Origin of the sequence: Amycolatopsis sp. NBC_00345 (assembly GCF_036116635.1) — a bacterium.
GTDB lineage: Bacteria > Actinomycetota > Actinomycetes > Mycobacteriales > Pseudonocardiaceae > Amycolatopsis.
In genome coordinates this window covers 2,769,014-2,790,366 of sequence record NZ_CP107995.1, presented here as the reverse complement: position 1 = coordinate 2,790,366, position 21,353 = coordinate 2,769,014, and the positions used below count along the sequence as shown (strand labels likewise).

Here is a 21,353-nt window from a genome sequence, read left to right as displayed (position 1 = left end):
CCCGTGCGCTACCTGCTGATGATCGCCGGTGAAGAGCCGACCGAAGAGCAGAAGACCGCCGGCTGCGGCGGCTGGACCGACGAGCTGCGCGACCGCGGCGCCGACCTCGTCGGTGGCGGGGGCCTGCACCCACCAGCCACCGCCACCACCGTCCGCGTCCGTGACGGCGGCGTCCAGCTCAGCGACGGCCCGTTCGCCGAGAGCAAGGAGCAGATCGGCGGCTACGCCGTGATCGACTGCACCGACCTCGACGAAGCCGTCTATCTCGCTTCCCGCCACCCCGCCGCCACCTACGGCAGCATCGAAGTCCGCCCCATGCTGGGCTGAGCACCAAGGAGAGACCAGCTATGCCGTCCTTTGTGGACCGTCCGGCCCAGCGCTACGCCGGGTTCCGCGACACCGTCACCGCCGAAGGCCTGCGCGAAGTCGCCCACCGCATCAGTGCCATCGTGGGCGCGCTCGCCGCCCGGGGCGTCACGCCCGCCGGCGCGCCGTTCTTCCGCTACCTCGTGATCGCGCCCGGCATGACGAGCCTGACCGTGGAGGCCTGCGTCCCGGTCGAGGAGCCCGTGGACCTCGGCGACGAGTACTTCACCGGCGTCGTGCCCGGCGGGAAGTACGCCATGAGCACCCACCACGGCGCACCGGACGGGCTCTACGCCGCGACCGCCGCCGTCCTGGAGTGGGGCGAACGCGAAGGCGTGCACTGGGACCGCGCCGAGACCACCGACGGCGAGCACTGGGCCGGCCGCCTCGAGGTCTACCGCACCGACCCACGCATCGAGCCCGACGCGACGAACTGGGAGACCGACCTGTACTTCCGCCTCGCCGGCTGACCCCGCCGGACCGGTCCGCTGGACCAGGGCCGAGCCCTGTCCGACAGGGTCAGTCGGCTGCCGGGCGCCCAAGAGAAACCCTCAGCGATCCGTGGAGTTCCCGGCCCACACCGTGGGGGTCCGGCCCGACCACGGGCAGGCCTGTTCGAGTTGTCCGGCGAGGCGGAAGAGACGGCCTTCGAGCCCGTAACCGGCAGCGAACTGCATACCGATCGGGAGCCCCGTCTCGACGTCGGCCGTCACCGGCACGGACATGGCGGGTGTGCCCGCGACGTTGAACGCCGTGGTGAACGGCGAGCGGTCGTTGAGGCGGTCGATCCAGCCAAGGCCGTCCAGCGCCTCCGCGCCCTCGGCGTAGGTGCCCAAGGGCAGGGGAAGCTCCGGCGAGGTCGGGGTGAGCAGGATGTCGTGAGCGTCGAAGTACCGGGCCAGGCTCCGGGCGGCCCGGTTCCGGATCGCGAGAGCGGCGACGAACTCGGCGCCACTGACCCGCTGCCCGTAGTGGTAGCTGGCCAGGGTCACCGGCTCGAGGGTCGCGGAGTCGATGGGCCGGCCGAACGCGGCAGCCAGCTCGTCGACCGAAGCCGTGAGATTCACCGTGAACAGGCGGGCGTTGGCCAGGACGAACTCCTCCCAGCCGGCCCCGAGGCCGACCTCGGCCTCCTCCACCCGATGGCCGAGGGATTCGAGCAGGCGCACGGTGCGAGAGAGCGCGTCGGCCACCGGTGCGGTGGTGCGGCGTCCGCCCCAGGACTGGGTGAGGACGCCGATCCGCAGCGAGCCCGGGTGGCGGGTGACTTCCTCCGCATACGGCCGGGACGGCTGCTGCGCGAAGTAGGGATCACCCGGTTCCGGGCCGCGGATCTGGTCGAGCAGCGCCGCACTGTCGCGCACCGTGCGGCTGACGTTGCCGTGCACGGCCAGGCCGCCGAAGACCTCGTCGACGCCGGGGCCCATGGAGACCCGGCCACGGGTGGGCTTCAACCCGAAGAGGCCGTTGTAGGCGGCGGGGATGCGGAGCGAACCGGCGGCGTCGGTGGCGTGCGCGATCGGGACCACCCCGGCCGCGACAGCGGCGCCCGCGCCCCCGCTGGATCCGCCCGCGCTCCGCTCCAGGTCCCACGGATTGCGGGCCGCGCCGTACAGCGCTGGTTCCGTCGTGATGCTGTAAGCCATCTCCGGTGTCGCGGTACGCCCGAACGTCACGAGGCCGGCGCGACGGAAGCGCCGCATCAGGGAGGAGTCAGCGCCGGCGACGTTGCCGGCCGCGAGCCGGCTGCCCAGCTCCATGCGCCTCCCGGCCATGGCGGCCCCGATGTCCTTGATCAGGAACGGGACCCCGGCCAGCGGTGTGCTGCCGGGACGGGGCTCGTCGTCGGCCGGCCAGGTCTCCACGATGGCGTTGACCTGAGGATTGACCGCCTGCGCAGCCTCGCGCGCGGCGGCTTCCAGTTCGGCCGGGGCCACCTCGCCTTTGGCCACCAGCTCCGCGAGCCCGACCGCGTCGAAGCTCACGTACTCGGTAACTCTCACTGCTCTGCTCCCTCAAGCGATACCGTTGAGTACCTAACGATACCGAACGGTATCGCATGGGACGGACTGGTACCGTAACCGGGGATGAGAGGTCCACCACCGACCGGAGGTCACGGAGCAGTCATGGCATCAACTGCCGGAAGGCCGAGCCGGGTGGCGAAACTGCCGCCACGTGAGCGCATCCTCGACGCGGCGGAGGAACTCTTCCAGAACGAGGGGATCCGGCAGGTGGGCGTCCAGGCGATCGCCGAGAAGGCCGAGACCACCAAGACGGCGATCTACCGGCACTTCGAAACCAAGGACGCACTGGTCGCGGAGTGGCTGCGGATCGTCGCCGCCGACTACCAGGCGGCGTTCGACCGGGTCGAAGCCGAATACCCGGGCCGGCCCAGGGAACAGATCCTGGGCGTGACCCGCTTCATCGCCGAGGGATTGCCGGCGATCTCCCACCGGGGCTGCCCGTTCATCAACTCCATCGCCGAGCTGCCCGACCGCTCCCATCCCGCACGGCAAGTGATCGAGAAGCACAAGGCCCGCCAGGCCCGCAGGCTGGCCGGCCTGTGCGCCGAGGCTGGTCTGCCCGATCCCGAGCAGACCGCGGCCGAGATCACCTTCGTACTGGAAGGCGCGCAAGTCAGCGCGCAGAACGGAAGCATCGATCAGACGGGGGACCGGCTGATGAGGATCGTCGCGGGGATTCTGGACCGGCACCGCTCCCCTGCCGGTGTCGTGCCGGTCCCGGATCAGGCCCGGTAACGCAGGCCGTCGACGACCAGGGTGATCATGCGTTTCGTGTAGGCGTCGTCCTCCGGGTCGACGACGCCGGCCATGGTGCGCAACAGGTCGTACGGCGTGATCGTGAGACGGATGTCCCCCGAGGCGACGGCGGCACCGGTCAGCTCCTCGATGACGGGCAGGAACTGCTCCTTGAAGTAGGCGGGCAGGCTTTCGTAGGCAGGATCGCCGGAGTGCAGGGCGGCTTTGAGCCCGCGCTTCGTGGCGACGAACTCCGCCAGGCGCTCAAGCCAGCGGACGAGGGCCTCGACGGGTTCGCAGGTGGCCGCCAGGGCCGGGGCGGCCGCGGTGCAGGCGTCCACCTCCCGGCGGAAGACCGCGACGATGAGGTCCGAACGCTCCGGGAAGTGCCGGTACAGCGTGCCGATGCCCACCCCCGCCTTGGCGGTGATCCGCCGCACGGGCGCGTCCACGCCGTCCGACACGAACACTTCGGCGGCGGCCGTAAGCAGTGCATCGAGATTGCGCTGCACATCCCGTCGCACGGGGCGGGCCGCTGTCCCGTGCGAATGAGTGGCCATGCGCACCTCCTTGGCAAAACGGATCGATGTTCCATACTATCGTCAGCTGAACGATGTTCCACTTTAGCCGCAGCCGTCCCGCGGCACCAAGGAGAGCCCCGCATGAACAACCTGATCAGCGACGCCGTGAACATCCCCGTCGCCGACCCGGACCCCAGTCTCGCCGTCACCACGGTCACCCTGCCGTCCCCGGACCGGGGCCTGCCGCTCGAACTGCGGGTCACTGCACCCGCAGGCGGCCAAAACCTGCCGGTCGTCCTGCTGTCCCACGGGGGCGGCGCCTCCCTCTACCTGGCGTCCAAGGACGGTTACGACCCGATCGTGCAGTTCTACGCGGCGCGCGGCTTCGCGGTGCTGCAGCCGACTCACCTCAGCTCGAAGATCGGGGGTTTCGGCCTCGACCCCGAGAAGCCGGGCCACCCGATGTTCTGGCGCGCCCGCGTCGCCGACATGAAGCTCATCCTCGACCGCCTCGCCGAGATCGAGCAGCAGGTTCCCGGCCTCACCGGGCGTCTCGACCACGGCACTGTCCTGGCTGTGGGCCACTCCGGCGGCGCGCAAACCATCGCCGTGCTGCTCGGCGCGCGGCTGAAGGACGCCGACGGGAACACCAGCGACGAGGACCTCACCGAGCCGCGCATCAAGGCCGGCCTGCTGCTGGCCCCGACCGGCAACGGCGACGGCCTCACCGACGCCGTCCGAGCGGCCTACCCGGAACTCGACCTCGACTTCTCCCCCATGACGACCCGGGCCCTGGTCGCGTACGGCGACGCCGACGTCAACCCGGCCCTGACCGTGCGCGGAGCCGAGTGGCACGCCGACCCCTACCACCAGAGCCCCGGCGCTGATTACCTGCTGACTTTGTTCGGTGCCAAGCACTTCCTCGGCGGGATCACGGGCTACGACCTGAAGGAGACGGACGACGAAAGCCCCGAACTGCTCGCGATCACCCAGCGCCTGACGTGGGCCTACCTGCGCTCGGCGGCCGACACCTCCGACCCAGCCTGGGCTGAGGCGCGCGCAGCGTTCGAGAAGCACACCGCCTCGTACGGCCGCATCGACGCCAAGGCCTGACCGGCCGCTTCACGAAGACGCTCAGCGACCCCGCGCCAGCCACCCGCCGAGCAGGCACCCGAAGCCGGCCGTCGACACCAGCGCGCGCAGCAGGTTCCAGCGCACCCAGCCGGTCTCGAACCGGGCCCGCAGCTCGGCCAGGCTCGCGGTGCCGTTCTCCAGCGCGTTGTTCATCGGGATGTTCACCGCCCCCGTGATCACGACCATGACCAGCAGCAGCACAAAACCCGCGATCAGCCACGGCAGCGCCGCACGCCGGTCCGCGGGCAGGTGCAACGCCGCGGCCGCGGCGGCCAGCAGGGGCGCGCCGAGGAAGGTGAGCAGGAACCAGCCGTTGACGATCGCGACGTTGATCTGCCGCATCGCGGTGACGAACGTGTGGTCGTCCGCCCGCGCCAGCCCGGGCATCACCGACACCGCGTACGCGTAGAACAGACCCGCGATCAGCCCCGCCGCGACGATCGCCGCCACCAGGACCACTCCGGACACCGAGAACATCGTGCGTTCCTTCCCCACAGCCAAAACCGTCATCGCGCCCAGGCCTCCGCCTCGGCCCGCGCGTAATCCGCGAAGTCCCGCGCCGGCCGCCCCAGCACTCGCGCGACGTCATCCGTGACGGACGAGTTCCGCCCGTCCAGCACCCGCGCGAACAGCCCGGCGAGCATCGCGGCCTCGTCCGCCGGCACCCCCGACGCCGTCACCAGCCGGACGAACTCCCCGGCAGAAACCGGACGGTAGCGGACATCCCGCCCCGTGACCGAGGAGATTTCGGCGGCGACGTCGGCGAAGGTCAGCAGCCGGCGACTGGTCAGCTCCACGGTCCGGCCCACCAGCGCGTCCGTCGTGAGCGCCGCGACGGCGACCTCGGCCACGTCGCCGGCATCCACGAACGGCTCAGTCACCGAGCCCGCCGGCAGCGCGATCTCGCCGTCGAGCACCGGGCCGAGCAGGAAGTCCTCACTGAAGTTCTGGAAGAACCAGCTCGCGCGCAGCACCGTCCACTCGGCACCCGACTCGCGCACCACCTGCTCGCTGACCGCCGCGGCCTCCTCACCGCGGCCGGACAGCAGCACGATCCGCCGCACCCCGCGAGCCACCGCCCGCGCGCAGAAGGCCCGGACCGTCGGCGCCGCCCACGGCACCACCAGATCGGGATAGAACGTCACGTACACCGCGCCGGCGCCATCGAGCACCGGCTCCCACGTCTTCTCGTCCGCCCAGTCGAACCGCGGCTCGCTGCCGCGCGAGACCGGCCGCACCTCGGCGCCGCGCTCGGCCAGCAGCCGCGTCACGCGCCGACCCGTTTTCCCCGTGCCGCCCAGGACCAGGGTTGTCGTCTCGGAAGTCATGACAGCGAGTCAAGCTCAGCCGAGTGAGACTCTCCATGGTTCATCGGCTCGATATCATGTTTCAGCGTCTACGATGGTGGACATGGACCCGCTCGCCGCCCTGCTCGACGGCCCCCGCGCGCACGGGGCGTTCCTGCTCCGCTCGGTGCTGCGCCCGCCGTGGTCGCTGCGCATCGAGGACCGCGCCCCGCTCACGCTCGTGGCCGTGGTGACCGGCGGCGCGTGGATCGTGCCCGACCACGGCGCCCCGGTCCGGCTGGTCGCGGGCGACATCGCGATCGCCCGCGGCCCGGAGCCGTACCTGTTCGCCGACGACCCGGCCACCCCGCCCCAGGCCGTGATCCTGCCCGGGCAGGAATGCCGGACTCCCGACGGTGAGCACCTCACCGACCTCGCCGACGCGGGCGTCCGGACCTGGGGCAGCGCGGGCGGCGGCGAGACCGTGCTGCTCACCGGCACCTACCCGACCGTCGGCGAGGTGTCCCGCCGGCTGCTCGCCGCGCTGCCCCAGATCCTGGTGGTGCGCGCGGACGACTGGGACAGCCCGCTCGTGCCCCTGCTCGCCGAGGAGATCGGCCGCGACGACCCCGGTCAGGAAGCCGTCCTCGACCGGCTGCTGGACCTGCTGCTCATCGCCGCGCTGCGCACCTGGTTCGCCCGCCCGGATTCCGCCGCGCCGGCCTGGTACCGGGCGCACGAGGACGCGGTCGTCGGCCAGGCGCTGCGGCTGCTGCAGGACCAGCCCGACCGGCCGTGGACCGTGGCCGGCCTCGCCGCCGGCACCGGCGTCTCCCGCGCCGCGCTGGCCCGCCGCTTCACCGGCACCGTCGGCGAGCCCCCGATGGCCTACCTCGCCGCGTGGCGACTGGCGCTGGCCGCGGACCTGCTGCGCCAGCAGCCCGACGCCACCATCGGCGCGATCGCCCGCCAGGTCGGCTACGGCAGCTCGTTCGCGCTCAGCACCGCCTTCAAACGCGAGTACGGCCGCAGCCCCCAGCAGTACCGCACCCGCGTCCCCGCCTGAGCCCCGATGCCGCAGCCGCGTACCCCACGCGTGGCTTCGGCACCGGGACCAAGCTCAGGCCGTCGCCGCCTGCTCGCCGGCGACCACGTGGTCCACGAAGCCGTACGCCAGCGCTTCTTCGGCGTCGAACCAGCGGTCACGGTCCGCGTCGGCGGTGATGCGCTCGACCGTCTGCCCGGTCTGGCGCGCGGTGATCTCGGCCATGCGCCGCTTCATCTTCCCGAACACCTCGGCCTGGATCGCGATGTCGCTGGCCGCGCCCGAGATCCCCGCCGACGGCTGGTGCATCACCAGCCGCGTGCTCGGCAGCAGGTGCCGCTTGCCGGGTGTGCCCGAGGACAGCAGGAACTGCCCCATCGACGCGACGAACCCCATCCCCCAGGTGGCCACGTCCGGCTTCACCAGCTGCATCGTGTCGTAGATCGCCATGCCCGCGGTGACCGAGCCGCCGGGTGAGTTGATGTAGAAAGTGATGTCCTTCTCGGCGTCGTCGGCCGCGAGCAGCAGCAGCTGCGCGGTGATCCGGTTCGCCACCTCGTCGGTGACCTCCGTGCCGAGGAACACGATCCGGTCGCGCAGCAACTGCTCGTACACCGACTCGTTCAGCGACTGTCCACCCTGGACCTGCATCGCGGGTACCGCGGCCAGCGTCATCGTTTTCTCCTGCCTGCGTTGGGATCCCTGTCGTGACCGAACGTAGGGCGTGCGAGACCGCCGGCGGGGCGCCGTTCGCTCACGGCGTGCGGGGTTCGCTCGTGGCGATCACCCGGCCGAGCAGCACCGCAGCCTGGAGTAGCTGCCCGAGGAAGCTACTCCAGGCCGACGGCGCTCAGCGGCTCATCAGCTCCGCCACGCCCTCGGCGCCACGCGGGGACAGGAACACCTCGAGGTTCGCGGCCGACTCCGCGGCGGCTTCGGCCGCACGGGCCTGCATTTTCGCCTCGAAGCCCGCGATCGGCGTGCCCGCCGCGATCGCCAGCGCCAGCTCCGCGCCGTCGATCATCGCCAGGTTCGCGCCCAGGCCGGCGAACGGCGACATCAGGTGCGCGGCGTCCCCGAGCAGCGTCACTCCCGGGACGTTCTCCCAGCTCAGCCCCACCGGCAGCGCGGCCACCCTGACCTGCGCGAGCGGGCCGGTCGTCGCGTCCACCAGCTCGACGAACTCCGGCGCCCAGCCCGTGTACAGCTGCTTGAGCTCCTCGCGGGCGGCGGCGGGGTCGTCGAACGGGATGCCCGAGGTGGTGAACCAGTCCTCGTCGCCGCGCACCGTCAGGTTGACCCGGACGCTGCCGTCGCCGCTGCGCTGGGTCGAGAGGGTGCGGTTCGTCCCGATCGCCATCAAGCTGCCGCGCCCGACCCGCTCCGCCAGCACGGGGTGGTCGCGGTCGATGTCGCGGATGAACAGCGAGACGGCGTTCGCGCCGGAGTGCACCGGCTCCTCGGGCGTGACCAGCGGGCGGATCCGGGACGACGCGCCGTCCGCGCCCACGAGCAGGTCGCATTCGGCGGTCGTGCCGTCGGACAGCCGCAGCCGGTGCCGGCCGCCGGGCAGCGGCACCGCCTCCACCACGGCCTGTCCCCAGTGGACGGTGCCGGCCGGCAGCGAGTCGAGCAGCAGCTTGCGCAGGACCGGCCGGTCGGCCTCGGGACGGTCGAACGGCGGGGCGTCGTCCGGGGTGTCCTTGCGCAGCATCAGGGCGCCGGTGTGGTCGTACACCATCAGGTCCTGGCCCTCCGGCCGGGCGATGGCGCGGAATTCGCCGGTCAGGCCGGCCTCGTGCAGGGCGCGCTGGCCGGCCTCGACGGTGAGGTCGAGGCTGCCGCCCTGGACCCGGGCGGTGGGCGAGGCGTCGCGTTCGTAGACCACGGACTCGATGCCGTGGACGTGCAGGACGCGGGCGAGCGTGAGGCCGCCGAGCCCGGCTCCGGCGATGGCGATGTGGGTCATGAAGCACTCCTTCGATACGATGTATCTCTACAATACACTGTATCGCACCGGGCGTTGTATCGTTACCCCCGTCGACCGAAGGAGAACGATGAGCGAGCTCGTGTGGGAGCGGCCCGAGCCGCCGGCCCGCCCCGCGCCCAGTCCGCTGAGCCGCGAGCGGATCGTCGCCGCGGCCTGCGAACTGGCCGACGCGGACGGCCTCGAGGCGGTGTCGCTGCGCAAGGTCGCGGCCGCCCTCGGCGCCGGCCCCATGCGGCTCTACGGCTACCTCGACACCAAGGAGGAGCTGCTCGACCTCATGGCCGACGCGATGTACGGCGAACTGGACCGGCCCGACCCGGACGACGACTGGCGGACCGCGTTGCGTGGCATCGCCCAGTCCCTCCGCCACCTCGCCCACCGGCACGAATGGTTCGCCGACCTGATCGGCGGCCGCCCCAATCTCGGCCCGAACGCGCTGGCCTACATGGAGGCGTCACTCGCCGCGCTGGGCGATTTCGGCCGCCTCGAGGCCGCGATGCAGGCCATGCACACGGTGAACTCCTACGTCATCGGCGCGGTCCGCGACGAGGTCACCGGCCGTCGCGTCGAACGCGCCTCCGGCCAGGACGAGGGCCAGTGGCTGCAGGCGTCCGGGCCCTACCTGGACCGGGTGTTCGCCACCGGCCGCTACCCCACCCTGGAACGCGTCGTCCGCGAGACCACCCACCCCGACCGGGACACCGAGTTCGAGACCGGCCTGGAACAGGTGCTCAACGGTGTCGCGCCGTGATGCGTCGTGATCACGGCGAGCCGGTTACCGCTTAAGCGGGGAGATTTGCCACCATGACCCGGTGGACGAACTGGGGCCGACAACGCGCGTGATGCACGCGATGGAGCAGCTCTGGGCCGAGATCCGGCGCCGGCACCCGGACGTGCCCGACGCCATCCTCGTGCTCGCCTCCGGGACGATGGGCACCACCACCGAGATCCACGGCCACTTCGCGCGGTCCCGCTGGCACGTCGGCGACGGGCACGAGCCGCGGGCGGAGTTCTTCCTCGGCGGTGAGGGGCTGCGCCGTCCCGCGGCCGAGATCCTCGGGACCACCCTGCACGAGGCGGCGCACGGCCTCGCCGCGACCCGCGACATCGTCGACGTCAGCGATGGCCGGTACCACAACAAGAAGTTCGCCGCCCTGGCCCACGAGCTGGGCGTCAAGGCCGAGCAGGCCGACCGGATCGGCTGGTCGGTCACCACCGCGCTGCCCGTGACCGTGGCGTCTTACCAGGCTCAGCTCGCCGTCCTCGAAAACGCGCTGAAAGTGTGGCGCCACACCGAAACCGAGGTCGCGCAGCGGGCCCAGAGCCGCGTCGCGCCGCCGCCTGACGAACTCGGCGACCCCGATCAGCCGGTCCTGCCGCCGGCCCCGCCGGTGAACGTCGCCCCGGTCGACGGCCGCGGCGCCCACCGTGGCGGCGCCAACTACTTCGCCGCTGTCTGCCGGTGCGAGAAACCCCGCCGGATCCGCGCGGCACTGTCCGTCTTCGACCTCGGCGACATCACCTGCGGAGTGTGCGGCGAGGCGTTCAGCGTGGTGGGGAGTCAGATCCTCCATCGGTACGGAGGGTGAGCAGCTCGGTCAGCAGCTCACCGCGGAGGTCACGCTCCTCGGCGGGTTCGGCGAGGACGAGCTGGTGCACCCGGGTCAGTTTGTCGCGCAGGGCGTCCTGCTCCTGCGTGTGCCGGGCGTGGCTCTCCACCAGCCGGTCGGACAGGACGGCGGCGCGGCGGCGCTCCTCGGCCAGCGTTTCCGCCGCGGTCGCGGATTCCGCGCGGTGCTCGCGTTCGGTGGTGTGACGGCGATTCTCCAGCTCCTCGGCCCGCGCGCGGGCCTCGGTCAGCTCCGCGGCCGACTGGGTGAGCTGCGCGGTCAGTGATTCGCGGGTCTCGTCGGCGCGGGTGCGCGCCTGGGCGAGGCTCGTCAGGGCCGCGTCGCGTTCGGCGGCGCGGACGGCGAGCTGCTCGGAACGCTCGGCCAGCTCCGCGGTCAGCCGGTCCGCACGGGCCCGTTCGGCGCGGGTCTCTTCCGCGGCCAGGTCGGCGCGCTCGACAGCCCCGGTGGCCACGGCTTCGGCGCGCGCCTGCGCCAGCTCGGCGGCCTTGCGCGCCTTGACGGCCTCGGCGACGCGGGCGTCCGCAGCCATGGCCAGCTCCTGCTGCTGGTGCGCGTAATCCTCGGCGGTGTTCACGGCTTGTTCCGCTTCCGCGGTACGCGCGTCCGCCGCTTGCCGTAACCCGTCGGCTTCGGTGGCGCGGGCCTCGGCCTGCTCGGCGCGGGTCAGCGCGGCCGTCACCTCGTCCTGCGCGCGGGCGGCGACGCTGTCCAGCGCGTTACGCAACGTCTGAAGCGGCTCCCCCAGCCCGGCGGCGGCGCGGGTGAACTCGGCGGCGGCGTCCTTGAGGCCCACGTGCGACACCGAGTCGCCCAGCGCGTCCCGCAACGCCTGGTCCGCGGCGGCGAGCTGTTTGCAGGTCCGGTCTCCGGGCCAGCGGCGGTCCGGGCAGAACTCGAACGGCCGCCCGCCCCGCGGCCCCGGCGGCGGCAACGGTGCTCGGCACTCACGGAACCCGCACAGCGCGGTGGTGGTCCGGTCCTCGATCACGGCTTCTTCAGGCACTTCTACAGCCTATCCGATCAGTTATCTAACCCTTAATCGAGGTTGTGGTTATCTAACTGAGAATTGAGGTTAGCTACAGAACAGAGCTTTTGTTGCTAAGATCAGCAGGGCGGGAATTGGTCGACGCAGAGTGATGGGGATGGCAGCGGTGAGTGAGATCGTGGGGCCGATCGGTGCGCCCTCGACGGGGCCGAAAACTGGGTACCCCCTGTCGGCGGACGTCGAGGCGTGGCCGGGGGTCGCTGATCCCGCCCGGCTCCTCGCCGCGATTGCCGACTGGCTCACCGGTTACGGGAACCAGGCCACCCGTCGCACTTACGCCGAAGGGCTCGGCCTGCCCATCTCGGCGACGGATCTCGCCGGCTGGGCTCGTCCCGGCCTCCGCACTCCGACAGGAGCAGGCCAGGAACCTCTTCCGGGAGCCGCAGGAGAGAACGCCCGGACTGTCCGCGAAGCCTGGGCCACCGCCGTCCTCGAGTATGCGGACGCCCTTCACCTCGATACGACCAACGCTGCAGACGCGCGAGCGACAACAGCCTCCGGCGGACCCAGTTACTCGACTCCGGCGCCAACCTCGGGCCAGACCCGCACCGCTCCCCCACCCGCCGCGCGCGGAAGACTGCGTGCGCACCACTGGTTCCGCTGGTGTGCGTCCCGGGGTGTCGACCCGGTGGCCGCCACCTCGGCCCACGTCAAGGGCTGGCTCGACGACCTCGCCACGGCCGGGGCGGCGCCCGCGACCCGGGATCGGATGCTCGCGACCGTCAAGGCGCTCTACGGCTACCTCGCCGACCTCGGGCTGGTGGCCGGGAACCCCGCGGCGCTGAACCGGCGGCGGCTCGGGCTCGCGGTGGCGGCGGCCAGCACGTCGGGCACCGTCACGCTCACCACGCGCCAAGTCCGCGCGCTCTACACCGCGGCCGGGGCGCGCCGTCGCGGGGCGAGTCTGCTCGACACCGCCCGCGCGGTCGCCGTGGTCGCGCTGTTCACGCTCGGGCTGCGGGTCAGCGAGCTGTGCGACCTCGACCGCGCCGACCTGCACGTCACGCGCGGCCGCCGGGCGCTGCGGGTGCTCGGCAAGGGTGGCAAGACCCGCGTCGTCTACCTCAGCGTGCCCGCCGAGAACGCGCTGACCGCCTATCTGTCCGCGCGCGACGAAGCGGCTGCGTCACGCGAAACAGCCGTCGCACACCGGATTCCGCGGCCCGCGCCGCAGTCCCCGCTGATCGAGACCAGGACGGGGCGCCGGTTCCAGCGGCAGGCGATCTGGCAGCTGCTGCGCCGTCTGACTGTCGCGGGCGGCCCGGAGCTGGCCACCATCGCCGGGGCCATGCACCCGCACGCGCTGCGGCACTTCTACGTCACCACGGCCGTCGAAGCGGGCGCGCAGCTGGTGCACGTCCAGGCCGACGTCGGCCACAGCAGCATCGACACCACCCAGCAGACCTACGACCACGCCGCCCGCGCCCCCGAACGCAGCGCCGTCGACCTCGTCGCGAGCAGCTGGTTTCCCGAGGACTCCTGACGTCACGAGGACCCGCGCCGGCCGATCAGTACGATTCGGGGAACCGTCCAGCAGCAGGAGTGACCCGTGCCCGAGACCGCCGCCCTGAAGGCGGACTGCGCGAGCTGCTTCGGGCTCTGTTGCGTCGCCCTCACCTTCACGCGCTCCGCCGACTTCGCGATCGACAAGGCCGCCGGGGACCCGTGCCACAACCTCGAGCCGGACTTCGGCTGCGGCATCCACGACAAGCTGCGGCAACGGGGGTTCCCCGGCTGCTCCGTCTACGACTGTTTCGGCGCCGGGCAGCGGATCTCGCAGATCACCTTCGGCGGGCGCAGCTGGCGCGACGAGCCCGGGACGGCCAAACAGATGTTCGCCGCGCTGCCGGTGATGCGGCAGCTGCACGAACTGCTCGCCTACCTCACCGAAGCCCGCGGCCTCGACGCCACCCGCGAGCTGCACGGCGACCTCGGGACCGCGCTCGAGGAGACCGAGCGGCTGGCCGCGAGCGACCCCGGCACCCTGCTCACGCTCGACGTCGGCGAGCAGCGCGGGCGCGTCAACGTGCTGCTCCTGCGCACGAGTGAGCTGGTGCGCGCAGCCGTTCCCGGCAAGAAGAAGGACCGGCGCGGGGCCGACCTGATGGGCGCGAAGCTCAAGGGCGCCGACCTCAGGGGCGCGAACCTGCGTGGCGCGTACCTCATCGCGGCGGACCTGCGCGACGCCGACCTGCGGCTGGCCGACCTGATCGGCGCGGACCTGCGGGACGCGGACGTCCGCGGGGCCGACCTCACCGGCAGCCTGTTCCTCACCCAGTCACAGGTCAACGCCGCCCGTGGAGACGCCGCGACGAAACTGCCGCCGGGCCTCTCTCGTCCCTCGCACTGGTGACTTCCGGGCTGGGCAACGTACGCCGTCAAGGCCTCCTTACCCGCGTCCCACGCGGGTAAGGAGGCCTTGACGGCCACTGGCTAACCGCTCAGGCAGTCATGGGCCGACGCGCGGAACGCGGCGACCAGGTCGCTGCCGTCCGCGGCCCGGGTGGCCACGACGACGTGGCTCGGCTCGACGCCGTGCAGCGGGATCGAGGCCAGATCGGGGCGGATGCCGACCGAGTGCAGGCCGGCCGGGACGACGGCCACGGCCTGCCCGGCGGCGATGCATTCGATCTTGTCCTCAACGGTCCCGACCACGGGGCCGTCGGGCGCGGGGTGGCCGCCCGGCCGCGGGTCGATGCGCCAGTACGCGTCGAACTCCGGGTCCGCGAAGCGCGGGATCGGCTCGTCCCCGATGTCGTCGAGCGTGACCGACTCCTTGCCCGCCAGCCGATGCCCGGCCGGGACGAGCAGGAGCTTCGGCTCGTCGTAGAGCGTCGTCACGCGCAGGCCGTCCGTGGACAGCGGCAGTCGCGTGATCACCGCGTCGACCCTGTGGCCGAGCAGGGCGTCGGCCGGCTCGTTCCAGTCCAGGTGCAGCGTGCGGACGTCGGCGTCGGGGTGCTTGTGCCGCAGGTTCCGCACCGCCGGGGTGACGACCAGGCCCACGGTGTAGCCGATGGTGATCCGGCTGGGCTGCGCCGCGGCCCGGGCGGCGGCCGTGGCCTCCTCGGACGAGCGCAACAGGTCGTGCGCGCGAGGAAGGAAGGCCGCTCCTGCCTCGGTGAGCCGGGTGCCTTGCCGCGTGCGGTCGAAAAGCCGGGCACCCACGAGGGCCTCGAGCTGGCTGATCTGCCGGCTCAGCGAGGGCTGCGCGATCCGCAGCTCGGCCGCGGCCCGGCCGTAGTGCAGGTGTGACGCGACGGTGGTGAAGTACCGCACCAGCCGAAGGTCGAGGTCGGTCATGCCTCGATCGTATTACGTGGTCCGGAACAGGTCTTTGATCGCCGAGGGCGCCCGCGCCTAACGTGAGATTCATGGCTAGTGACAACGAAATCGCGGTCCGCCGCTTCTATCAGGCCCTCACCACCGGTGACCCGGCGTTGGTCGACGAGGCCCTCGCCGCCGGCTGGGAGACCTTCCCGGCCCTGCGTACCGGGAGCGGCCCGGAGGGGTGGAAGGGCACCATCGCGCACCTCCGCGGCGCGTTCAGCGACCTGACCACGGAGATCGAGGACGTCGTGGAGAGCGGCGACCGGGTCGCGGTGCGGGCGGTCACCCGCGCGAAGCACACCGGGGAGCTGCTCGGCGTCGAGGGCGCCGGTGACGAGGTCGAGTTCCGGTCGGCCGACTTCCACCAGATGGTCGACGGCCGGATCGTGCGGACCTGGCACCTGGAGGACTACTTCGGGATCGCGCGCCAGATCGGCCTGGAATTCACCCGTGGCGCTTAAGGGAAAAACGGCGGTGGTGACCGGGGCGGCACGGGGCATCGGCTACGCGTACTGCCGGCGGCTCGCCGCGGACGGCGCGAACGTGGTCGCGGTCGACATCGACGACCCGTCCGACGCCGTGCAGGAGCTGGAAGGCGGCGACCATCTGGGCCTGGTGTGCGACATCAGCGATCCGGCTCAGGTCGACGCGGTGGCCGGCACGGTCCTCGACCGGTACGGGCGCTGCGACATCCTCGTCAACAACGCCGGAATCTTCCCGCTCGCCGACCTCGACCACCTGACGATCGAGCTGTGGCGCAAGGTGCAGGCGGTCAACGTCGAGGCGATCCTGCTCTTCGCCCGGGCGTTCGCGCCGGGCATGCGGGCCAACGGATGGGGCCGCGTCGTCAACACCGGCTCGGGCATCACGCTGACGCAGAACCGCGACCTCGCGTACCTGACCAGCAAGGGCACCGTGCACGCGCTGACCCGGGCTCTCGCCAACGAACTCGGCGAGAGCGGAATCACGGTCAACGCGATCGCGCCCGGGCTGGTGCCGACCGAGGGTTTTCTGGGCCGCACCAGGGAAAACGGCCCGACCGCCGACGAGGTGTTCGCCCGGGTGACCGCTCTGCAGACCATCAAGCGCCAGTCGGTCCCGGCGGACCTCGGCAACGCGCTGGCCTTCCTGGTCTCGGACGACGCCGACTTCATGACCGCCCAGATCCTGCACGTCGACGGCGGCATGACGCGTACGGGGGCCTGACCATGCTCGACACCATCGCCGACCGTTTCAGCACTTCGCCGCGTTCGCCGGTGCTGCGCTCCCCGGCCGAGCACGGGCTGGACTTCGAGGACGTCACGTTCCCCTCCGAGGACGGGACGCCGCTCGAAGGCTGGCTGGTCCCGGCGCCGGGCTCCGACCGCATCGTGATCGTCAACCATCCGCGGTTCTTCAGCCGCTCGGGCCTGCCGTCCCACCTGGAGCCCTGGCGGTCGGCCAACGCCGAAACCGGCAACGACATCGAGGTCGACCTGGTGCCGGACCTCGCGATCCTGCACGCCGCCGGCTACCACGTCCTCGCCTACGACCTGCGCAACTTCGGCCTCAGCGGCGCCGCCAACGGTGGCGTGACCTCCAGCGGCAGGTTCGAATCGCGCGACGTCGTGGGTTCCCTGCGGTACGCGCGATCGCGTGACGACCTGCGAGGGGCGAGGATCGCGCTGTTCAGCCGTTGCCTGGGCGCCAACGCCACGTTCTTCGCGATGCAGCGGGCCCCGCAGGAGTTCGCGGACGTCCGCTGCCTGGTCGCGTGCCAGCCGGCGTCGCCCCGCGCGCTCCTGGAGCCGAGGCTGGAACGGCTCGGCATCCCGGCCGGGAGGATGGACGAGCTGGACCGGCTGATCAGGCTCCGCACCGGCTTCGGCCTCGACGAGATGTCCCCGGTCGCCGCAGCGGGTTGCGTCCGGGTGCCGACGTTCCTCTACCAGGTCTACGACGACGTCATGACCAGGCCGTCGGACGTCCAGTCCGTGTTCGACGCCATCCCCGCGGACGTGCCGAAGGAGCTGTTCTGGATCCGCGGCACCACTCGCCGTTGGGACGGGTACTTGCACTTTCAGAGGGCGCCGGGCCGGATCCTGGAGTGGCTCTCCCGCCACCTGGGCCGGTGATTCGATGCGGCCGGGGCGCGTCGAGATGTACGAGCGGGACCGGGAGCCCAGTCGCGAATCCTGCGGGACGACCATGCACCCTCGAAGTGCTCACCATCCTGGAGCTGGACGGCCGGATATCCGAGCTCACCCACCACTATCCCGGACGGGCGAGGCCCATCCGCTGGCCGGGGACGAAGGCCTCGGACCTGACGCTCACCGACGGCACCCTGCTGCCCGCGCTGCGCCTGGATCGCTTCCGCTCCTCGACTTCACCGGTGATCTCCCCGGGATCGGCTCCGCGGGTCGACGTGGTCGCGGCCCAGCGTCCGGCCGCCTCGGACGGCGTGCGGGCCGCGCCGATCCGGCCGGACGGGGCACGTAGCCCATGCCACCGAAACGGGCGCCGTCCCCCGCGGCTTGTCACCGGCTGACGGGCCGGGTCGCGCCGACCACAACGCCGTTGACGCGGGCGAGCCAGCTGCCGCAGAGGCAGCGGACGTAGTCGGCGCGGCTGCCGGCTGAGCCGGGGACGGTCGCGGAGGCGGGCAGCTCGGCCAGGGGCCAGCCGCAGCGGGGGCAGCGGTTTTCTTCCATGCCCCGAGCATGATGTAATGATTCAGTGCACTTCAACCCTTACGGCGGGTCGGGCGCCCAGGTGGCCGCCGACCTGGCCACCCTGAGCCTGCGGGACGACGCCGGCGCCGCCGATGTGATGGCCATGGCGCGTACCCACGCGATGTCGTTGACCGAGGTCACCGGTGACGAGGCCGTGCTGATCCTGGCGTGGGGCCGCCGGCTGTGGCAGGTGTTCGGCGCCCCGCCCGCCGAGCGCGTCGACCTGGTGAACGACCTGCTCACCACCGCGGCGTGCCGCCCGTACATCTCGTGCCACGACGGCAAACCGCCGCACCTGCACTACTCCAGCAAGGACGCCGGCGGCGTCGAGCGCGTCTACGGCTACACCGCGGGCGGCCTGGCGCACCTGGTGTGCGAAGAACCGGACCGGCTCGGGCTGTGCGCCCGGGCGGGCTGCGGGGTCGCCTACGTCGACACCTCGCGCAACGGCCGCCGCCGCTACTGCTCCACCCGCTGCGGGACGCGGGTGGCCGTCGCCGAGCACCGCGCCCGTCAGGTCAGCGCATAGGCCTCAACCGGGGCTTGTCCGTCCACACGGGACGAGAAACAGCAAAGGCGAGGAGCCACTCGCGCTCCTCGCCTCTTCCAACTTATAGCGCACCCCGGGGCTTGCGGCAAGGCCCGGGTGATGCCGCAGAATCTCCGCTCGAAGCCAGTGCCTGCGGAAATCTACATCGGTAAACGGGGGTTTTCTTGTTCGACGTGATCATTGCCGGCGGCGGATCGACCGGCATGATGCTGGCCAGTGAGCTGCGGCTGCACGGCGTGGACGTGCTCGTGCTGGAGCGGGACGCGGAGCCGACCAAGATCGTCCGCGCGCAGGGCCTGCACACGCGCAGCATCGAGGTGCTGGACCAGCGCGGCTTGCTGGAGCCGTTCCTCGCGCTCGGCACGCAGCACCCGGTCGGTGGATTCTTCGCCGGCATCACCAAGCCGCAGCCGGACCGGCTGGACACCACGTACCCGTTTGTCCTCGGCATCCCGCAGACCACCACCGACCGCCTGCTGAACGAGCACGCCGTCGAGCTGGGCGCCGAGATCCGGTACAGCCGCGAAGTGGTCGGGCTGACCCAGGACGACGACGGGGTGACCGCCGAGCTGGCCGACGGCACGCAGCTGCGCTCGCGCTACCTCGTCGGCTGCGACGGCGGCCGCAGCACGGTGCGCAAGCGGCTCGGCGTCGGCTTTCCCGGCGAGCCCGCCAAGAACGAGTGGCTGCTGGGCGAGGTGCGGATCGCCGTGCCCGAGGACGAGATGATGCCCGTGGTGATGGAGATCTACAAGAAACGCGGGGGGTTCGGCGCCATCCCCCTCGGGGACGGGGTGTACCGCATGGTCGTGCCCGCCGCCGGGGTGGCCGAAGACCGCACGATCCCGCCGTCCCTGGACGACCTGAAGCAGCAGATGCAGGAGATCGCCGGCACCGACTTCGGCATCAACTCGCCGCGCTGGCTCTCGCGTTTCGGCGACTCCACCCGGCTCGCCGAGCACTACCGGGTCGGCCGGGTGCTGCTGGCCGGCGACGCGGCGCACATCCACCCGCCGATGGGCGGGCAGGGGCTCAACCTCGGCATCCAGGACGCGTTCAACCTGGGCTGGAAACTGGCCGCCGAGATCAACGGCTGGGCGCCCGACGGGCTGCTGGACAGCTACGAGGCCGAACGGCACCCGGTGGCCGCCGACGTCCTGGACAACACCCGGGCACAGGTCGAGCTGAGGTCCCTCGAGCCGGGCCCCCGGGCCCTGCGCCGGCTGGTGTCGGAGCTGATGGACTTCGACGAGGTGAACCGGTTCCTGATCGGGAAGATCACCGCGATCGGGATCCGGTACGACTTCGGCGAGGGCCACGAACTGCTCGGCCGCCGGCTGCGCGACGTGCCCCTGAAGCGCGGCCGGCTCTACGAGCAGATGCACGAAGGCCGCGGTCTGCTGCTCGACCAGACCGGCCGGCTCTCGGTCGCGGGCTGGGCGGACCGGGTCGACCACGTCGTCGACGTCAGCGAGGAACTCGACGCGCCCGCGCTACTGCTGCGGCCGGACGGGCACGTGGCTTGGGTCGGTGAAGATCAGCAGGATCTGCAGGAGCATCTGCCCCGGTGGTTCGGCGCGGCCGTCAGCTGACCGGCTCCGTGGGGGCTCGTTCGTCCGAAATGAGCCCCCACGGCTTCCGCGCCCGGATCGAAAGCTGGAGCGGGCTGTCCCCGCCGCCTTCGGTGAAGTGGTCCAGGACGAGACCGGCGTCGAGGAACATCGACAGCAGGTCCGGCAACGGCCAGTGCGCGGCGCCCACCTTGTCGCGTAGTCCCTGGTCGGTCCACGAGTCGGTGGTCCACCCGCTTTCGCGGTAACCACGGCGCACGACCAGCGCGGCCGGGTCCGACCGATCGGCGAAGCCGCCGCAGAAGCACGGGTGCACTCCAATGTGGACGAACACCCCGCCGGGCTCCAGCACCCGCGCGGCCTCGCGCACCACGGCCGGGTAGCCGGGCATGTCGGTGTGCACGAGGACCGCGACCGCCGCGGGCACCGAGCCGTCGCGCAGGGGCAGCCGCTCGGCGTCCGCGCGGGCGACGGGCAGCCGGGGCTTGGCGTAGCGCAGCATCTCCCCCGACAGGTCGACGCCCACCGGCGTGCGGCCGAGCGCGCGCACCGTGCCGGCGTGCACGCCCGTGCCGCAGCCGATTTCCAGGCACGGTCCGCTGCCGGGGCCGAGCAGCGTCGCCAGCGCGGACCCGACCTCCAACGGGTCGTCGTCGCCCTGCCCGGCGAGGAACTCCCGCTCGTACCAGTCGGCGATGTCGTCGTAGCGTGCCCGCATGCCCCAGGTCTACCGGCCGCTGAACGGACCCGCGAGCGCTTTTGCTGTCGGCGTAAGGCTTCTCAGCCGCGGGCCAGGGACGCGAGGACGATCTCCCGCGCCGCCCGGACCGTGGGCGCGAGGGCGCCCGGATCCCGGCCGAGGTGTTCGGCGCCCGCGCGCATGACACCGGACAACAGCTCCACCGCGAGGTGCACGTCGCCGACGTCGCGGAACTCTCCGCGTGCGATGCCGTCCCGCACGACGTTCTCCACCTCGGCCACGATCGCGTGGAACGGGCTGTCCGGCCCCTTCGGCTCCTCCGCGGCCGGCGGGACCAAGCCCGGCCGGAACATCAGCTGCACGACCTGGTCCGTGAACGCCTCCAGGACCGCCTCGATGATCTCCCGCAGCCGGTCCGCGGCCGGGTCCGCCGACCGCGCGGCGATCGCGGCCACCCGCTCGACCGTGGGCCGGCCCGCCCGTTCGGTCAGCGCCAAAACCAAGGCGCTCTTGTCTCGGGCGTAGTTGTACAGAGTGTTGCGCGCGAGCCCGGCCCGGGCCGCGAGGTGGCCCATGTTGATCGAGTCGTAGTCGCGCTCGACCAGCAGCTGTCGCATCGCCTCGGCGAGGTCGGCCCACACCATCTCGTGGTGCTCGCCGATGCTGGCTCCCCGGATCCTCGGCATCCGGTCATCCTCCCCCACTACGGCG

Annotated in this window: 25 protein-coding genes and 1 pseudogene; 15 read left to right on the top strand and 11 right to left on the bottom strand. The window is 71.8% G+C overall.

Annotated elements, in window-relative coordinates:
- Positions 1–3 precede the first annotated feature (3 nt).
- Both OG943_RS12460 and OG943_RS12455 read left to right on the top strand, forming a co-directional pair.
- Positions 4–327 carry a YciI family protein gene (locus tag OG943_RS12460; protein ID WP_328609900.1) on the top strand — a complete coding sequence of 108 codons (324 nt, stop codon included), beginning with the start codon at positions 4–6 and terminating at the stop codon, positions 325–327.
- Positions 328–347: 20 nt separating this feature from the next.
- Entirely contained in the window at positions 348–836 is a 489-nt protein-coding gene (locus OG943_RS12455; protein ID WP_328609899.1) for a GyrI-like domain-containing protein, read from the top strand.
- 81 nt (positions 837–917) lie between these two features.
- Here OG943_RS12455 and OG943_RS12450 read toward each other — a convergent pair whose 3' ends face one another.
- Complete coding sequence (locus OG943_RS12450) at positions 918–2,369, bottom strand: amidase (RefSeq protein ID WP_328609898.1); 1,452 nt, start codon at positions 2,367–2,369, stop codon at positions 918–920.
- 153 nt (positions 2,370–2,522) lie between these two features.
- Here OG943_RS12450 and OG943_RS12445 point away from each other — a divergent pair, with 153 nt between their 5' ends.
- Positions 2,523–3,125, top strand: coding sequence for a TetR/AcrR family transcriptional regulator (locus OG943_RS12445; RefSeq protein WP_328609897.1), 603 nt, complete (start codon positions 2,523–2,525; stop codon positions 3,123–3,125).
- On the opposite strand, the gene OG943_RS12440 is transcribed toward OG943_RS12445, so the two are convergent.
- A complete protein-coding gene (locus OG943_RS12440) occupies positions 3,113–3,685 on the bottom strand; it encodes a TetR/AcrR family transcriptional regulator (protein ID WP_328609896.1) in 573 nt (190 codons plus the stop codon). The genes OG943_RS12445 and OG943_RS12440 overlap by 13 nt on opposite strands.
- Positions 3,686–3,787: 102 nt before the next feature.
- Between OG943_RS12440 and OG943_RS12435 the strand changes: the two genes are divergently transcribed.
- Positions 3,788–4,759, top strand: coding sequence for an alpha/beta hydrolase family protein (locus OG943_RS12435; RefSeq protein ID WP_328609895.1), 972 nt, complete (start codon positions 3,788–3,790; stop codon positions 4,757–4,759).
- A gap of 21 nt (positions 4,760–4,780) precedes the next feature.
- Here the strand turns inward: OG943_RS12435 and OG943_RS12430 are convergent, their stop codons facing one another.
- Positions 4,781–5,257 carry an anthrone oxygenase family protein gene (locus OG943_RS12430; RefSeq protein WP_328612052.1) on the bottom strand — a complete coding sequence of 159 codons (477 nt, stop codon included), beginning with the start codon at positions 5,255–5,257 and terminating at the stop codon, positions 4,781–4,783.
- Positions 5,258–5,286: 29 nt separating this feature from the next.
- Positions 5,287–6,108 (bottom strand): NAD(P)H-binding protein, encoded by an 822-nt coding sequence (locus tag OG943_RS12425; RefSeq protein WP_328609894.1) that lies wholly within the window; start codon positions 6,106–6,108, stop codon positions 5,287–5,289.
- Positions 6,109–6,190: 82 nt separating this feature from the next.
- On the opposite strand from OG943_RS12425, the gene OG943_RS12420 reads away from it, so the two are divergent.
- Complete coding sequence (locus tag OG943_RS12420; RefSeq protein ID WP_328609893.1) at positions 6,191–7,132, top strand: AraC family transcriptional regulator; 942 nt, start codon at positions 6,191–6,193, stop codon at positions 7,130–7,132.
- Positions 7,133–7,186: 54 nt separating this feature from the next.
- Here OG943_RS12420 and OG943_RS12415 read toward each other — a convergent pair.
- Both OG943_RS12415 and OG943_RS12410 read right to left on the bottom strand, forming a co-directional pair.
- A pseudogene (locus tag OG943_RS12415) lies at positions 7,187–7,801 on the bottom strand (ClpP family protease); the annotation flags it as partial.
- A 160-nt stretch (positions 7,802–7,961) separates the two neighbouring features.
- Entirely contained in the window at positions 7,962–9,080 is a 1,119-nt protein-coding gene (locus tag OG943_RS12410; protein WP_328609892.1) for an FAD-dependent oxidoreductase, read from the bottom strand.
- Between the two features lie 88 nt (positions 9,081–9,168).
- Here OG943_RS12410 and OG943_RS12405 point away from each other — a divergent pair, with 88 nt between their 5' ends.
- Together OG943_RS12405 and OG943_RS12400 are read left to right on the top strand one after the other, a co-directional pair.
- Positions 9,169–9,852 (top strand): TetR/AcrR family transcriptional regulator, encoded by a 684-nt coding sequence (locus tag OG943_RS12405; RefSeq protein ID WP_328609891.1) that lies wholly within the window; start codon positions 9,169–9,171, stop codon positions 9,850–9,852.
- Between the two features lie 61 nt (positions 9,853–9,913).
- Positions 9,914–10,690 (top strand): hypothetical protein, encoded by a 777-nt coding sequence (locus OG943_RS12400; protein ID WP_328609890.1) that lies wholly within the window; start codon positions 9,914–9,916, stop codon positions 10,688–10,690.
- Here OG943_RS12400 and OG943_RS12395 read toward each other — a convergent pair.
- Complete coding sequence (locus OG943_RS12395) at positions 10,647–11,738, bottom strand: response regulator receiver protein (protein WP_328609889.1); 1,092 nt, start codon at positions 11,736–11,738, stop codon at positions 10,647–10,649. The two genes, OG943_RS12400 and OG943_RS12395, sit on opposite strands and share 44 nt — an antisense overlap.
- Before the next feature lie 670 nt (positions 11,739–12,408).
- On the opposite strand from OG943_RS12395, the gene OG943_RS12390 reads away from it, so the two are divergent.
- Both OG943_RS12390 and OG943_RS12385 read left to right on the top strand, forming a co-directional pair.
- Positions 12,409–13,263 carry a tyrosine-type recombinase/integrase gene (locus tag OG943_RS12390; RefSeq protein ID WP_328609888.1) on the top strand — a complete coding sequence of 285 codons (855 nt, stop codon included), beginning with the start codon at positions 12,409–12,411 and terminating at the stop codon, positions 13,261–13,263.
- A gap of 66 nt (positions 13,264–13,329) precedes the next feature.
- On the top strand, positions 13,330–14,133 hold the full coding sequence (locus OG943_RS12385; protein ID WP_328609887.1) for a pentapeptide repeat-containing protein: 804 nt from the start codon (positions 13,330–13,332) through the stop codon (positions 14,131–14,133).
- Between the two features lie 80 nt (positions 14,134–14,213).
- On the opposite strand, the gene OG943_RS12380 is transcribed toward OG943_RS12385, so the two are convergent.
- Positions 14,214–15,083, bottom strand: coding sequence for a LysR family transcriptional regulator (locus OG943_RS12380; RefSeq protein WP_328609886.1), 870 nt, complete (start codon positions 15,081–15,083; stop codon positions 14,214–14,216).
- 71 nt (positions 15,084–15,154) lie between these two features.
- Between OG943_RS12380 and OG943_RS12375 the strand changes: the two genes are divergently transcribed.
- The 4 genes from OG943_RS12375 to OG943_RS12360 all read left to right on the top strand — a co-directional run bounded on the left by OG943_RS12375 (position 15,155) and on the right by OG943_RS12360 (position 17,637).
- Positions 15,155–15,571, top strand: a complete 417-nt coding sequence (locus OG943_RS12375) for an ester cyclase (protein ID WP_328609885.1) — start codon at positions 15,155–15,157, stop codon at positions 15,569–15,571.
- Positions 15,561–16,316, top strand: coding sequence for an SDR family NAD(P)-dependent oxidoreductase (locus OG943_RS12370; protein ID WP_328609884.1), 756 nt, complete (start codon positions 15,561–15,563; stop codon positions 16,314–16,316). Before OG943_RS12375 ends, OG943_RS12370 begins: the two co-directional genes overlap by 11 nt.
- 2 nt (positions 16,317–16,318) lie before the next feature.
- Positions 16,319–17,224, top strand: a complete 906-nt coding sequence (locus tag OG943_RS12365; protein WP_328609883.1) for an alpha/beta hydrolase family protein — start codon at positions 16,319–16,321, stop codon at positions 17,222–17,224.
- A gap of 86 nt (positions 17,225–17,310) precedes the next feature.
- A complete protein-coding gene (locus OG943_RS12360; RefSeq protein ID WP_328609882.1) occupies positions 17,311–17,637 on the top strand; it encodes a hypothetical protein in 327 nt (108 codons plus the stop codon).
- Here OG943_RS12360 and OG943_RS12355 read toward each other — a convergent pair.
- Entirely contained in the window at positions 17,627–17,800 is a 174-nt protein-coding gene (locus OG943_RS12355; protein ID WP_328609881.1) for a hypothetical protein, read from the bottom strand. The genes OG943_RS12360 and OG943_RS12355 overlap by 11 nt on opposite strands.
- Before the next feature lie 25 nt (positions 17,801–17,825).
- Here OG943_RS12355 and OG943_RS12350 point away from each other — a divergent pair, with 25 nt between their 5' ends.
- Both OG943_RS12350 and rox read left to right on the top strand, forming a co-directional pair.
- Positions 17,826–18,350: a CGNR zinc finger domain-containing protein gene (locus OG943_RS12350; RefSeq protein ID WP_328609880.1), complete on the top strand. Its 525-nt coding sequence runs from the start codon at positions 17,826–17,828 to the stop codon at positions 18,348–18,350.
- A 185-nt stretch (positions 18,351–18,535) separates the two neighbouring features.
- A complete protein-coding gene (gene rox, locus OG943_RS12345; protein WP_328609879.1) occupies positions 18,536–19,963 on the top strand; it encodes a rifampin monooxygenase in 1,428 nt (475 codons plus the stop codon).
- On the opposite strand, the gene OG943_RS12340 is transcribed toward rox, so the two are convergent.
- Both OG943_RS12340 and OG943_RS12335 read right to left on the bottom strand, forming a co-directional pair.
- The gene (locus tag OG943_RS12340) at positions 19,956–20,660 is read right to left on the bottom strand and encodes a class I SAM-dependent methyltransferase (protein WP_328609878.1); all 705 of its coding nucleotides are present in this window, start codon (positions 20,658–20,660) and stop codon (positions 19,956–19,958) included. The two genes, rox and OG943_RS12340, sit on opposite strands and share 8 nt — an antisense overlap.
- Positions 20,661–20,722: 62 nt before the next feature.
- Positions 20,723–21,328 (bottom strand): TetR/AcrR family transcriptional regulator, encoded by a 606-nt coding sequence (locus tag OG943_RS12335; protein ID WP_328609877.1) that lies wholly within the window; start codon positions 21,326–21,328, stop codon positions 20,723–20,725.
- Between the last annotated feature and the right edge of the window lie 25 nt (positions 21,329–21,353).

What these genes read in the sequence shown, in the direction of transcription:
- OG943_RS12455 (WP_328609899.1), top strand. Translation starts at nt 348, where the DNA reads ATGCCGTCCTTTGTGGACCGTCCGGCCCAGCGCTACGCCGGGTTCCGC.
- OG943_RS12440 (WP_328609896.1), bottom strand. Translation starts at nt 3,685, where the DNA reads ATGGCCACTCATTCGCACGGGACAGCGGCCCGCCCCGTGCGACGGGAT.
- OG943_RS12435 (WP_328609895.1), top strand. Translation starts at nt 3,788, where the DNA reads ATGAACAACCTGATCAGCGACGCCGTGAACATCCCCGTCGCCGACCCG.
- OG943_RS12430 (WP_328612052.1), bottom strand. Translation starts at nt 5,257, where the DNA reads ATGTTCTCGGTGTCCGGAGTGGTCCTGGTGGCGGCGATCGTCGCGGCG.
- OG943_RS12425 (WP_328609894.1), bottom strand. Translation starts at nt 6,108, where the DNA reads ATGACTTCCGAGACGACAACCCTGGTCCTGGGCGGCACGGGGAAAACG.
- OG943_RS12420 (WP_328609893.1), top strand. Translation starts at nt 6,191, where the DNA reads ATGGACCCGCTCGCCGCCCTGCTCGACGGCCCCCGCGCGCACGGGGCG.
- OG943_RS12410 (WP_328609892.1), bottom strand. Translation starts at nt 9,080, where the DNA reads ATGACCCACATCGCCATCGCCGGAGCCGGGCTCGGCGGCCTCACGCTC.
- OG943_RS12405 (WP_328609891.1), top strand. Translation starts at nt 9,169, where the DNA reads ATGAGCGAGCTCGTGTGGGAGCGGCCCGAGCCGCCGGCCCGCCCCGCG.
- OG943_RS12380 (WP_328609886.1), bottom strand. Translation starts at nt 15,083, where the DNA reads ATGACCGACCTCGACCTTCGGCTGGTGCGGTACTTCACCACCGTCGCG.
- OG943_RS12375 (WP_328609885.1), top strand. Translation starts at nt 15,155, where the DNA reads ATGGCTAGTGACAACGAAATCGCGGTCCGCCGCTTCTATCAGGCCCTC.
- OG943_RS12365 (WP_328609883.1), top strand. Translation starts at nt 16,319, where the DNA reads ATGCTCGACACCATCGCCGACCGTTTCAGCACTTCGCCGCGTTCGCCG.
- OG943_RS12355 (WP_328609881.1), bottom strand. Translation starts at nt 17,800, where the DNA reads ATGGAAGAAAACCGCTGCCCCCGCTGCGGCTGGCCCCTGGCCGAGCTG.
- OG943_RS12340 (WP_328609878.1), bottom strand. Translation starts at nt 20,660, where the DNA reads ATGCGGGCACGCTACGACGACATCGCCGACTGGTACGAGCGGGAGTTC.
- OG943_RS12335 (WP_328609877.1), bottom strand. Translation starts at nt 21,328, where the DNA reads ATGCCGAGGATCCGGGGAGCCAGCATCGGCGAGCACCACGAGATGGTG.